At 60.3% G+C, this 14,251-nt stretch carries 8 protein-coding genes; 3 read left to right on the top strand and 5 right to left on the bottom strand.

Annotated elements, in window-relative coordinates; genetic code table 11:
• Positions 1-10: 10 nt before the first annotated feature.
• Positions 11-1,003 (bottom strand): ABC transporter substrate-binding protein, encoded by a 993-nt coding sequence (locus IE116_RS13750; protein ID WP_229828160.1) that lies wholly within the window; start codon positions 1,001-1,003, stop codon positions 11-13.
• Positions 1,004-1,087: 84 nt separating this feature from the next.
• Between IE116_RS13750 and IE116_RS13745 the strand changes: the two genes are divergently transcribed.
• From IE116_RS13745 to IE116_RS13735, 3 genes are all read left to right on the top strand, one after another.
• Positions 1,088-2,242, top strand: a complete 1,155-nt coding sequence (locus IE116_RS13745; protein WP_189613272.1) for a Bug family tripartite tricarboxylate transporter substrate binding protein — start codon at positions 1,088-1,090, stop codon at positions 2,240-2,242.
• A gap of 445 nt (positions 2,243-2,687) precedes the next feature.
• A complete protein-coding gene (locus IE116_RS13740) occupies positions 2,688-4,763 on the top strand; it encodes an ATP-dependent nuclease (RefSeq protein ID WP_189613270.1) in 2,076 nt (691 codons plus the stop codon).
• Positions 4,756-6,510 (top strand): UvrD-helicase domain-containing protein, encoded by a 1,755-nt coding sequence (locus tag IE116_RS13735; protein WP_189613269.1) that lies wholly within the window; start codon positions 4,756-4,758, stop codon positions 6,508-6,510. The genes IE116_RS13740 and IE116_RS13735 overlap by 8 nt, the downstream gene beginning before the upstream one ends.
• Positions 6,511-6,664: 154 nt before the next feature.
• On the opposite strand, the gene IE116_RS25915 is transcribed toward IE116_RS13735, so the two are convergent.
• From IE116_RS25915 to IE116_RS13715, 4 genes are all read right to left on the bottom strand, one after another.
• Positions 6,665-6,997, bottom strand: coding sequence for a hypothetical protein (locus IE116_RS25915; protein ID WP_229828159.1), 333 nt, complete (start codon positions 6,995-6,997; stop codon positions 6,665-6,667).
• Positions 6,998-7,384: 387 nt separating this feature from the next.
• Positions 7,385-10,882, bottom strand: a complete 3,498-nt coding sequence (locus IE116_RS13725) for a DEAD/DEAH box helicase (RefSeq protein ID WP_189613267.1) — start codon at positions 10,880-10,882, stop codon at positions 7,385-7,387.
• Positions 10,869-11,651 carry a HamA C-terminal domain-containing protein gene (locus tag IE116_RS13720; protein ID WP_189613265.1) on the bottom strand — a complete coding sequence of 261 codons (783 nt, stop codon included), beginning with the start codon at positions 11,649-11,651 and terminating at the stop codon, positions 10,869-10,871. The genes IE116_RS13725 and IE116_RS13720 overlap by 14 nt, the downstream gene beginning before the upstream one ends.
• Before the next feature lie 811 nt (positions 11,652-12,462).
• Entirely contained in the window at positions 12,463-14,244 is a 1,782-nt protein-coding gene (locus IE116_RS13715; RefSeq protein ID WP_189613263.1) for an alkaline phosphatase D family protein, read from the bottom strand.
• Positions 14,245-14,251: the final 7 nt, after the last annotated feature.

Genomic DNA, 14,251 nt, shown 5'->3' with positions numbered 1-14,251 from the left:
CAATTGACTGTCAGACCTTGGCCGTCGTCAATGTGGTGGGAAAAAACAGGTCGGCGGGCGTAAGCAGATCGCTCGTAAAACCTTGTTCGTGCGCATACCGGCAGATGGCGTTCAACGTCGGAAGGTTCTCTTCCACTCCGTATACGAACGGGTCGCCAAACCGCGCTCGCTCCTCTTCCGCGTAGCTCGACTCCCAGATCAAGCTTGTATTGCACGCGGCACTGTCAAGCAGATGCCCGGTTGCCGGCCGGCGCGCCGCCTCGAACGCGGTGCGCAGGTTGCCGGCAATCCACGGATACGCCTGGAGCAACGCGTTCCGAACAATCAGGACATGCATGATCGGAAAAATCCGCGAGGCGTCGTAATAACGACCTTCTTCAGCACGGTAGTCTGCAAACAGACGCCTAATGGCGGGGTCGCCCTGCGCAAACGCCTCGGGAGGGCGGGCAGTGATGATGGCGTCGATCTCTCGATCAAGCAGCGACTGCTGCAATGTCTTGCCCTCTGCCAATGTCTGGACGTCGAAGCCAGCAGGCGGTACGACACGAGACTTTTCTTTGCGGCCGGCATGCTGAAGGCCGCCAGTGCGCCAACGCACGCTACGGAGGTCGACGCCGTAATGTTCCCCCAGAATCCCGCGTGCCCATAACGATCCGGTCTGGCTCCATTCAGGTGTTCCCACCGTTCTTCCCGCGAGGTCCGAGGCATGCTCGATGCCGCTCTCGGCGTGTACGTAGATCGCACTGTGACGAAAGACGCGGGAGGGAAAGATGGGCAAAGCCGTGAATCCCCAATTAGGGTCCTCGACCGATGCCAAATACGCGCCAAATGAAAATTCTGCGGCGTCGAACTCATGGTATTTGCCCTGCCGCCAGAAGAGTTCTTCTATAGGCATCGGCAAAAAAGTCAGGTCGATTCCTGTGGGACGAACATCGCCGGTGTAAAGCGCCGAAGTGCGGTCGTACACGCCGCCGGCATAAGTGACCGGAACAGGGAGGGTCATGCATGTCTCCTTCATCTGCACGCGCTGCCGCAACGCCGCTCGTCGAATGCGTGCTTGGGTGCTGGGCCTCGCCGACCAGCCCCAATGGCCAGTTCGTTTGCGCATCATATACTGCGTTTATTGAATAGTTCAATCATTGACATATATTTTTTTGGGCACTACGCTGCGATTGCAGCAATACGATGCGTCGTCTTGCACGCAATCCGCCAACATCAGATTGGCGTCACAAAAAGCAGCGAGGAGACCATGAATCTACGACCATCTCTGACCCATGCATTGCGCTTGGCAGGCGCCTGCTGTCTGACCTTGACTGCTTCGGCTTTTGCCGCAAGCGGTGCCTGGCCCACCAACATCGTGAAGATCATCGTGCCTTATCCACCCGGCACGAGCGGCGACCTGATCGCGCGGCGCCTTTCACCTGCAATGGGCCAAGCTTTGGGAACAACTGTGATTGTCGAGAATCGCGGCGGCGCGAGCGGCAACATCGGCATGGCAGCCACCGCAAACGCGGCGTCTGACGGCTATACGGTGATCATGGGCAGCGACATCCAGTTTTCCGTTGCACCGTCGCTTTATCCAAAGCTGAGTTACGACGTGGAGACAAGCTTCGAGCCGGTTGGTCCCGCCGCGCGTTTGGAGCTCGCCTTGATGGCGTACCCAGGCGTGCCGGCAAACAACCTGCGTGAATTAGTCAAGTTAGTCAAAGACAAACCCGGCCAAATTAGTTTTGCATCGACAGGCATCGGTAGTACGCATCAGCTCTTCATGGAGCAACTGAAGATGCAGGGCGGTTTGGACATGATGCACGTGCCCTACACTGGCACTGGACCGGCTACTCCCAACCTCGTTGCCGGAGAGGTGCAGGTTATGTTCTTCGGAATTCCCCAAGCCTTAGCATTGTCGGCGAATGCAAGATTGAAGCCCCTTGCCGTCGGGTCCCTTCAGCGCCTGCCGTTGATGCCGGATGTGCCAACTATCGCGGAGTCGGGGTTTCCTGGCTTCGAAGCAAGCAATATTTGGGCGGTGTGGGCGCCTGCAAAAACGCCGCCTGAAGTTGTGCATAAGCTTCGCGACGCGTTGGAGAAAGCTGTCAACGATCCAGACGTACGAAAGTGGTATGCCTCCACGGGGTTGACGCCAATCGACGGGGGAGTCGAGGCAATGACTACCCGCATCCGAGCAGATCGGAAGAAGTGGGCGGAGGTTATTCGCGCAAACAAACTTCAGGCAACCGAGTGAGGAGGAGAGCCGTGCCTCGATTGTTTCCCTTCGCTGCAACCGTCCTGCTTGCTGCGACCTCTGGTGGACACGCTATTGCACGGCAAGCGGCCCGCACCTGCCCCAGAGGACTACTCTTATGACGGTGCGTTAATAACGGCTATTGGAAACTGATAACCACAGGATGCCGTAGCATGACTGACAAACATCAGCCCTCGACGCTCGGGAAGGAGCCTATGTTGAAAGCGCTTGGTACAGGCTAGGGTGGCGGCATTGCGTTTACGGATGTCGGGGTCGCATCTTAGCGGACAGGCACGCTAACTGTCGTGTTGCACCGTCGATTGGAGGCGGTTGTGGACGAACAGGGGGTCGTCCGCTGGCTGGTGAGCGCGAGCCACACAACCGCGGTTGCGATGGCGAGCGTCATTGCGCTGACTTCGTAAACAGGGAAGGGAAGCGAAACCAAATGCGTATCAAGCATATAGAGATTGAAAATTTCCGGCTCCTGAGGAAGGTCGCGATCGGGCTAGAGGAGCGGACGACGCTGATCGTCGGCCGCAACAACAGCGGCAAGACCTCAATAGCCGAGCTGTTTCGTCGTCTCCTTTCCGAGCGAACTCTGACGTTCAGGTTGGAGGATTTCTCCCTCGGCTGTCATGAATGCTTTTGGACAGCTTTCAACGCGTTCCGGGCCGGCGCAGATGCTCCCGATGTGCTCGGACATCTTCCATCGATCACAATCACTCTTGACATCTCCTATGATGTCGACGCACCCGACATCGGGCCGCTCAGCGACTGCATTATTGATCTCAATCCAGACTGTGCGGAGGCGCGGCTGGTTCTCACTTTTGGTCCGCGAACGACGGCGGCCGAAGCGCTATACGCCGGGATCGTCACGGCAGGCGAAGATGTGGCGGCTGACCGTAGCGCTCTGTTTCGCGCGCTCGGGAGTCGTTTGCCGGCAGCCTATGCGTCGTCACTCGAGGCAGTCGATCCAAACGATCCAAGCAATCGTAAGGCCCTGGAGCCGAAAACCCTGACCGCACTGGTCCACGGGGGCTTCATCAACGCACAACGGGGACTGGACGATGACACTCACCGCGAGCGCGATGTGCTTGGCAAAGTCGTTGAAGTGCTCTTTCAGTCGGCATTGACAGATCCGCTTGACCCGGAAAAACGCACAACCGCCGAACAGTTGCAAGCGGCGGTAGAACAGATCCAGGGTGACCTGCATGCCGGCTTCAATGCGAAGCTGACTTCCCTGCTGCCCACGTTCGATCTGTTCGGCTACCCAGGGCTAGCTGACCCCGGCCTAGTTACCGAAACCAGCTTCGATGTAGAAAAGCTGCTCAGCGACCACACCAAGGTTCGTTATTTGGGAGTGAACGGCGTCACATTGCCCGAGACTTACAACGGCCTCGGCGTGCGCAACCTCGTTTATATGCTCCTACAGCTGCTGCGCTTTTTTCGTGAGTATCAGGCGACGCCGTCGGCTGCCGGAGTCCATCTAGTTTTCATTGAGGAGCCGGAGGCCCATCTGCATCCCCAAATGCAGGAGGTCTTTATCCGTCAGCTCGACCAGATTACGAGCGCGTTTGTGGCGCAGCTCAATGAGAACCGCCCATGGCCGGTGCAATTCGTTGTGACCACACATTCACCACACATGGCGAACGAAGCGCGTTTCGAATCCATGCGCTATTTCTTGTCAATGCCCGACGGTGAAGGCATGCGCCGGTCGGTCATTAAAGATCTTCGGCTTGGAATGGGCGACGCGCCTGTGCCCGATCGGGAGTTCTTGCACCAGTATCTGACGCTGACTCGGTGTGATCTGTTCTTCGCCGACAAGGCCGTCCTCATCGAGGGTACCTCTGAGCGGCTCCTGCTTCCAGCCATGATTCGTAAGACTGACGCCGCGGCTGCTGGTGAGCCACAGCTGGCGAGCCAGTATCTAACAGTGATGGAGGTCGGGGGCGCTTACGCCCACCGGTTTTTCGATCTTCTGACCTTCCTCGAATTGCGCACACTAATCATCACCGACATCGACGCCGTGAAATCCAATGAGAAAGGGAAGCGCGTGGCCGTGCCAGTTGCGAAGGGCGCATTTACGAGCAACGGCTGCATCAAGGCTTGGTTCGAGAATGATGTTTCGCCAGTCGAATTGTTAAAAAAGACGGCAGTTCAAAAGATGGTCGGCGTTCGCCGGCTCGCCTACCAGATCCCCGAGGCAGACGGTGGACCGTGTGCGCGTAGCTTTGAAGACGCCTTCATTCTTGCAAACCCCGACCGCTTTCCACTTGGTGACGGGGATGCAGCCGAACTCGCCTATGAGCACGCCGCTGAGCAGAAGAAGTCGACGTTCGCTTTGGAGCATGCAATCGAGCAAACGGACTGGAACGTGCCCCGCTACATTTCGGAGGGCTTGCGCTGGTTGGCCCATGGCAACCTTGTCGCCCTGGAGCCACTACCGGCGGTCGTGGTCGAGATCGTTGCAGAAGTGGCTGGTGTCGCCATGAATGTCGCAGAGGCTGGCGAGAATGGCTGATGGCGTCGAAAGTCCCGCCGACGCCGCCGGTCGGGTCGCGCTTGAACGGATGTTCGCATGCCTCGACGAAGCGAGAAGCTTTCGTTTGGAGGCGGGTGCCGGTGCGGGCAAAACCTATTCACTCGACAAGGCGCTTCGCCGATTGATTGACCGTCGCGGCTCGGAGCTTCTTCGCCAGCGTCAGCAGGTCGGCTGCATCACCTACACGAACGTCGCCAAGGACGAAATACTCTCGCGTATCGGGGCGCATCCGGCGGTGCGATCAGAGACCGTCCATGGCTTTTGCTGGTCGATCCTGCAAGATTTTCAGACAACGCTCCGTGCCCTTGTGCCCGGATTGCCCGGATGGGCGGAGAGGTTGGAGCCAACGGGTGGTATCGGCGCTCGACGGGTGCACTATGAGTTTGGCTTTCCCAGCGTGGGGAATGAGCGAGTCAGCATACGCCACGAGGATGTGCTGGCCCTGATGACTCAGGTCATGGCATTTCCCAAGTTCCGGGCGGTGCTAACTGCACGTTATCCGGTGCTGCTGATCGACGAGTACCAGGACACAGACGCAGCGTTTGTTGACGCACTTAAGGTCTGGTTCCTCGATCGCGGCGAAGGGCCACTGATTGGACTGTTCGGTGATCATTGGCAGAAAATCTACGGCGACGGATGCGGCTCGGTTGAGCATGACGCGCTTGAGGTAATCGACAAGAACGCCAACTTCCGTTCGGTGGCCCCAATCGTGCAGATGCTGAATCGTATGCGCCCCGATCTGCCGCAGATGGTGAGCGACCCTGACGCGCCAGGCGAAGCGCGCGTCTTCCACACCAATGCATGGCCTGGAGTCAGACGCACCGGACAGGGCGGTGGCCACTGGACAGGTGACACCAGTGCCGACGCGGCCAGAGCCTTTTTCGGTCACATCAGGAGACGGCTCGGCGGCGAGGGCTGGGATTTCTCAATTGGGAAGACCAAGATACTCATGCTCAGCCACAGCGTGTTGGCTCGCGAACAAGGATACGCGAGCATTCCGCCGATTTACGGTCAGTTCAATGACCCCTGGCTGAAGAAAGATGATCCCCATATCAAGTTTCTGACGGACCAGCTCGAACCGGCTTGTGCGGCGTTCGAAGCGCGGCGTTACGGCGAGATGTTCGAGAGATTCGGCACGGGCATGCCGCGCATTCGCAAGCACGTGGACAAGGTCGCATGGGCTGAGGCCATGCAGACGTTGATCGCGCTACGGCTTTCTGGATCGATTGGTGAAGTGATCGAATTTCTCGCCGCGCAGCCACACATGCGGCTTCCCGAGGCGGTGGAAGAACGTGAAAGACTGCTGGCGGAAACGGGGCCTCAACCTGTCGACGGAGAGTCACGGCGTGTCACCCAACTGCGCAAGCTGCGGGCTGTCTCTTACTCCGAGGTCGTAGCGCTAGACCGATTCATTGATGGCCATACGCCGTTTGCAACGAAACATGGTGTGAAGGGCGCCGAGTTTGAGAATGTGCTCGTGGTCGTCGGCAGAGGCTGGAACAAGTACGATTTCGCCCAAATGCTCGCATGGAGCGAGGCCGGCCCGCCGGCGGACAAGTTGGAGTCCTACGAAAACAATCGAAATCTCTTCTACGTGGCTTGCTCTCGGCCGAAGGTTCGCCTAGCGCTGCTCTTCACACAGCTTCTTAACCCTGGTGCCATGACCCGGCTGACGACTTTGTTCGGTGCGGAAAACGTCATCGCGCTGCCCGCGCAACCTGATTAGAGTATGGCTAGGCATGATCGCGATACCACGATAGCGGTGCGGATGCCGAAGTTGGCGTCGTGCTGCCAGCAGGCGAGGGTAACGCGGTTGTTTGGATATCTCTCTCCTCCTAGCCAAAGCGATATGCGCGTCCCGGTTCAAAGCGGACGAGGCCTTAGGAAGGGGCGCCATCCTCCCAGCGGACGGCCCGCAGAAAATCATCCCGACTGAGGGTGCACAGAGCGAACTCGCCACGCCGCAGGGGCGCTCCCAGGCGAGCGGCCACCCCAGGGCTGGCAAGGTAGAAGATGTAAGGGCCAGCATTGAAGAAGACGTGGGCGGTAGCGCGCTTCCACTTCTCGATGAATTGCTTATTCGGGCCCATCCAGCGCATGACGGCGAACTCCTTGCCGTCGAGGTTGGTGACGCGCGAACTAAAATCGAGCGACATGCTGAAATAGGTCTCTAGGAACGAGCTTTCGCTGTGGATGTGGACCAACCAGAACATCCGATGTCCGCGCCGATAAAAGGCATCTCGCGCGATTCGCTCGTCCTCGCTGATTGAGGAGTGCTGCAGCTCGAGCACGCTGGCGCGCGGCTGCCGCTGCCGACCAAGACGTCGGCGCGGTGCAGCTCTCCCGTTGCCGGGTCGCGCTGAGCGACCTCTCGACAGGACATGTCAAAGAATTTCTTTCCAGCCGAGGTGCCAAGGTCCCTCCGGCTCGCTCCAGGGATCGCAGTCGCCTGCCTTGTGCCGCCAGTGAGGCGTGTTCTCCACAGGAATGACGGCGGAGAGCAGTCCACCGCAGTCGGGGCAGGTCGTCCGTTCTCCCTTCGCGAAGGGTGCGCGCTTCTGGTCGCCGACCCAGGCATAGAGCATGTCTACGGTTCCGCTTCAAGCATCAGCGGACGGCCAGCGCAACTTTCCGCGGCCAACGCGCAAAGCTTCCACGAGCCTTGTATTACCGGGCAGGCGGCCCGAGAAAAGGCTGGGTTTGGGATCGACCGCCGGCTTCTTGAAGGCAGCGACCCGCTGGTAGTCGGGGGTTGCAAGCCAGGTCCGTCCATCCCCCTCGTCGGTGACGATCCGGTATAGGCCGGCGGGCGGAGCGGGCTCGATGTCGAGCAGGCGCTTGTAGCGTTGGACGGACCACTTCTGGATGCCACCGCTAAGAGCCTCGGTTCGGAAGCGCGCCCATAGTGCAGAGGTGTCGGGCGTCGGCCAGTCGCCGGCGTCCGTGTAAGCCGTAATCTCATCGGATTCGAGCCAGGCCCGCATCTCCGCCGGGGTGACGAAGACTGGCTCGGCCTCCTCGATGGCCGCCATCGCCGCGCGCCGTGACGGCAGGCCAGCGCGGATCAGCATTGCCATCATGAATCGCGGGACGCCGGTTTCAACCGCCGCCGCCGCGCCGCCCGCCACCGTCTCCGGCGACCAGCCAAGAGACATGCGGCGGGTGCGGACGGCTTCGAGAGCCCAGACCAGGCGATAGGTGAAGGCTTCTTCGACCGCTCGCATGTTCTGCGATCCGATCCTGGAGACCTCCTCGCCGGACACCCAACTGTGCAGAATGGCTTTCCAATTCGCCGGCAGCGCGTTCGTCTTGTCTGAGATGAAGGGGCGCACGAATAGCAGGCGTTCGCCGAGACCACCGAGTGCGTCGACAAGTTCGTCAATGTCGCCGCTTAGCGCTGCCTGGTCTGCCCGGTCGATCAGTTCGGCCAACTCGTCGGCCATGGCGTCGATGGCGAGGCCCGTTTCGAGCCCGACGCCCATCGCGAAATGCCCGCGCCGGGCCTCCGCCGTGGTGGTTTTCCAGATGAGGTCAGCGCGCGCTTCGAATACCATCTTGTGCAAGGGGGCGACGTCGTTGTCTTCGCGGGCAATCTGGCGAGCCCAGAGTGATCCCTTGAGCGCCTCGTCCAGAAGCTTGGGTAGATCGGCGCTGTCGGCGTCCAGCGCTTCGATCAGGCCGAACACGATCGCGTCGAGGCGTTCGACGAGTTGAGACAGCGGCTCCTCGTCGATGGATTCTTCCTCGTCGTCCGTGTCTTCGTCATCGGCGTCGGGGTCGTATTCCACGGCAGCAGCCACCCGCTCGGCCACCTCGGCTTCCTCGTCGAGTGATCTCCAGGCCTCGCGGGCATTGGCGAGATATTCCCAGGCGTCGTCGCGATCCAGCACGCCCTCGCGCGACAGGCGTTCAAGGATCTCGGCGACGATCTGGATGAGGCCGCTCTTCAGAGTTCGGGCCTTTGCGGAGGCAACCAGACCGCGCCATTCGCTCTTTCGCCAGTTGACCCGGTCGAACATGACATGGACGATCAGTCCTTCGACGTCGACGAAGGCGCGCCCGGCGCGGCCCGCCACGTTCGCAAACTCTTCGCCTTTTATCTTCTCGCCCGCGCGATATAGCGCGGGCACCAGCAGGACGGCTGCGTTGAGGTTGAGGCCCTGCGATAGCGTCGGCGATGCGACGATCACCTTCACGACTCCTTCGGATAGAAGGACTTCCAGTTCACGCAGGAACGGGCTCGGAAGCCGGCCATGGTGGATGGCGACGCCCACCTTCAAGCTGGCCACGGCGGGATGATCCTCGCCCAGCCATTCCTTGCCAACCTCTAAGGCACGGGCGATCGGCGCCTCGTCATCTATCAGCGAGTCCAGATAGCCACGCTTGCAAAGGTCCACGACCTGTTTTCCGTAGCTCTCGACCCAGTTCGCCTGGGTGGAGAAGATCAAGGTGCGCTTGCCCTGGCTTGCAAACTCCCACGCCGCGAACAAAGCGAGGTGCGAGTTCTTGCGCGGATAAGGCTTCTTCTCGCGCCCGAGTGGAGGTTTTTCCACGACGAACTGGTCAAGGAAGGGACCATCGTCATCAAGGTCAAGTCGCAGCAGCGCATCTTTGCCGCGCCAGGTGAGTGCCCCGAAACGCTGGCGCGTGGGACGCCAATCGGAACGCACCGGCTCACCCGGTTCGTCGGAACGAATCCAGGCGGTGAGGTCGTCAAGTTCGTCTCCGCTCGGCAGGATCGCTGAAAGACAGACGATCCGGCGTTCGGCCGCGTCAATGCGCCGAAGCAAGCGCTGCACGAGCGTCTCGTAGCGAATTTCGCGCTCGCTCGGACCGATCATGTGGCCCTCGTCCAGGACGATCAGGCCAACATCGTCGATCAGCGACGGATCGCTTCGCAACGCGAAGTCGAGTTTTTCGGGCGTCGCAATGATGATCTCACGAATGCGCAGGACATCTTCATCACCGGCCGAAAGGCCGCTGGCACCATAGAGTGAGGAGACACCGAACCCGAGGGGCGCGAACGTCTTCCTGAAGGACCGTTCGGTTTGAGCCGACAAGGCGCGCAGCGGCGTGACAATCATCACCCGGCGGTCGGTGGACAGGGTCATCAATGCGGCCATCTCTGCCACCCGCGTCTTGCCCGCGCTGGTCGGCAGGGCAACGACCAGGTCGTCCGAGACGTCCGTGGAGCGCTGGGCCGCTTCGCGCTGCGAGGGCCATAGCTCCACCTCCGAGGTCTTGCGGGCGTAGAGCGAGGAGATGAACAGCCGCCGGAGGTCGGGGTACTTTTCCTCTGCACCCTCGGGCGGCTCAGTCGGCAGGTTCTGGTGGAGGGAGTGCTGCCACAGATCGTCGATCAGATGGCGGCAAAGGTTCGAAATCCACCACAGAGGGACGTTCTTAGCGTTGTCGGCCAGGCTGACGGCGGTGGCGAGCATGTCCCGCGCGGATTCGATCGGCTCGACCTCGCCTGTCTCCAGCGCGAAGTCGAAAAACGCCAGGGCCCGGCAGATCGTCGTGTTGAGGATGGTCGACAGCACCTCGTCGACGTCGGGGTCTTGGCCCCGCAGCGCTTCGGCGATCTGCTCATCGCCGTGAGCCTCGTCGTCCAGCCATTCGCGAACGAAGCCGCGCAGCTGGTCGAGATCGCGCAGTATCAGGTGCCGGATCGCCGTTTCGCCCGGCGAGGTGTTGAGGTCTTCCGCCGTCTCGTTGAAGAGCGAATAGGCAACGGCCGAAAAGCCGGCCAGATGGTAGGCCGCGGCAGCGATGGTGCGGCGGAACCCGCGATCGGGCGCGTCAGGGTCACCATTGCGCACCAGGGCTTCGAAAGCGTTGGCGGCTCGCTCGAAGGCCTTGCCCGTTAGGTCTGAAGCTCCATCCTGAGCGCGTAAGGCCATCGCCCCTCGAAGCACGGCGAAACCGTGCTCGGCAAGATCGGTTTCGATGGTTGCGCCAAACGGCGGCGCGTTTTGCGGTAACACGCCCTCTTCGCGCATCAATGACCAAGCCGCGCCGCGATAGAGGAGGCGCCCGAGGATGCCGTCAGCGGTGGCGGTCGCCAGGAAGGCGGTCAACTCGTCAGTCGTCTCCAAGGTGTTCCGCCTTCAAGAACATGCCTGCGATGAAGTCTTGGTGGTCTTCGACGTGGATGTTCACGACGTAGTGGTCCCGGTTGGCCCCAGTGGCGTCGAGATCCGCTTTCAACGAGGCGTGTGGGCCGTTGCCGGAGACGGTGAAGAGCATGTGGTCGATGCGATCGGCGCTCAACGACTTCAAGCCGATTTCGTCGCGCAAGCTACGCCCCAATTCGTAGTCGGCAGGGGTATTGCTCTCTAACAGGCGGTTGGCGACGAACAGCAGGGAGTCTGGCGTGCAACGGCCGCTGTCGCGGTTAAGTACCTTGCGGGCGCTCGTGACGGTGGTCCCAGAGAGCGCCTTGTTGCTCTTGGCTTCGCCTTTCAGGAGCCAAAGCTTCTCGCCGGCCGCATCGTATCCGGCGCCGATGAAGTCGTCACCGCGCATAGCCATGTTGCGGCCGTCCTTGTAGCGGAGGCGGCGCACGGGGACGCGAAGGCCGATTTCTTCCTCGACCAGTTCGGTCGCGAGGATTTCGCCGAGGTCGCCGGATCGACCCCTGGGCGTTTGAGGCATTGCGGCGTTGAGGATTTCACTAGCGACATCGTATCCGAGTCGCTTCACGTCCTCGGCAATGCGTTCGAGTTGATCGTAGTGCGAGCGGATGGTTTCGGCGAGGTCGTCGCTGATTTCGTCGCGGCCGCCATCTTTCTCGACATAGGTCCAATAATGCCTGCGCTTGTCTTTTTCTTTGGTGGACTCGCACCACCTCTCATACAGTCCCACGGCGCTCCCCCGATCAATCGGTCCGACACCAATGCAGTCATGGCTCGCTGGCAAGCGCACCGTGACAAATTCGATTACGCAGTATCGGCGCCTCGCGCAGTTTAGGTCATTATTGTGAGTTGGATGGCTACCCGCGTCCGATGGACCAGCGATGATCACTGACGAGTTTCAGTCATACTACCTGTGGCTTACTTGGTCGGAGAGAAATTTGCCCAACCAGTTGGCCGGCTGCCGATTCCCTGGATCTCGTCACTTAATGAGATCGACAGTTCCACTGAGCCCTCCGAGTTTATGTAGATCTTCGCATGCTAGGCATCGAAGGCGCGGCGGGCCGTGAAGTAGTCGAAGAAGTGGCCCCCTTGCGCAATACGATCGACTTTCGCAGGCGGGTTGAAGGTGTCGTTCTGGGCAGGGCGTCGGCCAGGGAGATTGGAGGAGGGGGGAGTGCGGCGCGATTGCCCCTACCGGCTCAGGTTACGCCTTGAAGCGGGCACCGACGGGGTCCAACGTCGCATCGCAAGTGCACTAATGATGGCATGCTCAAGTTCATAGCATTGCCGTGCGAAGGGCTAAAGTTCGATCACATGGTCGGTATGATTTGCGACGATTAACTATGAGGCCAAAAAAGTCGCTTGCTCGCAAATTGCTCCATCTCCCGAGCAAGAGATCTGCGCTTCTGACGGTGAAAGCAACGGCAACGACCCATGTCGATCACAGGCGATTCCTTCAACCGCGCGGGTTTGGGCGACCTGTTGATGATGGAGTGCCCGTGGTCAAGCGCAGCCATTGGTAACAGAGAACTTCCGGGGCCTCATGCAATGGGTGCAACTGCGAGCAAGTGATTCGAGAAGCTGTTTTCAGTTTCACATCGCCAAGTCGCCCACAGCTTGCACCCCTCAGCCGAACCAATGTCCAGCTCCAACGCCAGCCAGTTGCGCGTCGCCATGACGTGCTTGTCGTGCCCGGGGAAAGGCATCACCTGTGCGACGTACTGCACGTCGATGTTCTGCGGTTGCTTGGCATTGCTGTTCAGCCAAGAGAGGAACAGCCGCTCCATCACGCCCACGAGCGAAGGGTGAACCACAGCAGACGAGGTGAACTGATGTATCTGGGACCAGGTTTCTGCAGCGGGCAGGTCCTTTCGGTAGGCCGTGCCCCACGCCGCTACATGCACGTCGCCGGACACCAGAGACACGCGGATCTTTTTGTCACGAGCCAGCTGGGAGAGCACCTCCAAAAGTCGCTTGCGCTCACCTTCGTGGTCGTCATGGGACCAGTGGTCTTTCAAATCGTCGGCATTGCTGTCCGTGACGTGGTCTTGCCCTAACCTGTCCATGAACAGCTCCGCCAAGGGTAGCTTCGGGTGCACCACTGGCACCGAGGACATGAACAGCAGGTGCTCGCACGTACTCTTGGGTTGTGCGCCCGCGTTGCCGGATTCCAGGCTGCCGGTCCATCTCTTAATCTGGCCCCAGGTGTCCCAGCCCAACACCTGAGTCCGCGAGCGCTCGGTGCGCAGATCGGCCGCCACGAGCGCCACCGGCCCGATGGCGTAGGCCGACGTGAATCCGGGCTGGCCGTCCAGCAGGGGCAGTGCTAGCGCATCCTTGGCGAGCGCCTGGCTCCATATGATGGGTTTGAGCAATGGGTCCTGGCGAGAAAAGCCCGCCGGAGTCGTGTCTTCGAGCTCGGGCAAGTCGGCTAGCGCATGCTGCATCTGAAACACCCAGAAGGCGCGCCGCGCGTGGTGAAACAGCGTTTGAAAGAGCGGGCTGTTCTGCATCTCGCAGCTGTACGAGCCCCAGCCGTCGAAGATGTCGTGGTCGTCCCACATCATTACCGTAGGGATGGACGCCATCGCCGCACTCGCGTCCAGCGTGGCCGTGGGCGACGACCACGGCTTCCTCTCGCTGGGCAACCACCGTTGCTTGTACAGCTCGAAGTAATAGGCCTCGATCTCTCGCTCCAGTGCCTTGGTGACCTTGAAATCCAGCTGCGCCTGCCGAGGCAGGGCCACCCACTGCCGCAACTGCTTGATGTCTTCCCAGATCGAATCAAAGTAGATCTGGTCGCCCCCCATGAGCATCAGATGGAAGCGCTGTAAACCCTTGTCGTGGATGCGCTTCTCATGCCACAGCTGCTCTTTGTCCAGCAGCTTGACATCGCCAGACCCTTGCTTTCTGCGCAACGCGCGGTCGTGGCTGTAGAGCAGGTCTTCCCACACCGCATCGGACGTGCGGATGAGCTTGCGCATTACAGCCGGATCAGAAAAACCGTTGCAGGACACATAGGCCATGCGCGGCGAGAAATCCTTGCCAGGCACCGTCATGTTCCACGTCAGCCCGCCTGGAATGCCGTAACTCACCGTGCGCTCGTTCTTCAAGACTTTGCAGGACAGGTCGTAGCGCAGATAGCGTGCGCCGCGGATAGCCAACAACTCCTTCGGTACGGGACACGCTTTGCCATCCACCTCCATCGCCGGAACGGCCGCGCCTACCTTGAGACCCACGAGCGCGCTCACCTTCCAGACATCGCCTTTTCCGATGCCGCGGAACGACAACACAGGCCCCAGCACAAGATCCTTTTCATTCATGTCGGCC

The sequence above is a fragment of the Pigmentiphaga litoralis genome, from assembly GCF_014651835.1.
GTDB lineage: Bacteria > Pseudomonadota > Gammaproteobacteria > Burkholderiales > Burkholderiaceae_B > Pigmentiphaga > Pigmentiphaga litoralis.
Note: the sequence above shows the minus strand (reverse complement) of the source record. Positions and strands in the feature narration are given on the sequence as shown.

Excerpts from the sequence above, each read along its gene's own strand:
- IE116_RS13750 (WP_229828160.1), bottom strand. The coding sequence starts at position 1,003 with ATGACCCTCCCTGTTCCGGTCACTTATGCCGGCGGCGTGTACGACCGC.
- IE116_RS13745 (WP_189613272.1), top strand. The coding sequence starts at position 1,088 with ATGGCCAGTTCGTTTGCGCATCATATACTGCGTTTATTGAATAGTTCA.
- IE116_RS13740 (WP_189613270.1), top strand. The coding sequence starts at position 2,688 with ATGCGTATCAAGCATATAGAGATTGAAAATTTCCGGCTCCTGAGGAAG.
- IE116_RS13735 (WP_189613269.1), top strand. The coding sequence starts at position 4,756 with ATGGCTGATGGCGTCGAAAGTCCCGCCGACGCCGCCGGTCGGGTCGCG.
- IE116_RS25915 (WP_229828159.1), bottom strand. The coding sequence starts at position 6,997 with ATGTTCTGGTTGGTCCACATCCACAGCGAAAGCTCGTTCCTAGAGACC.
- IE116_RS13715 (WP_189613263.1), bottom strand. The coding sequence starts at position 14,244 with ATGAATGAAAAGGATCTTGTGCTGGGGCCTGTGTTGTCGTTCCGCGGC.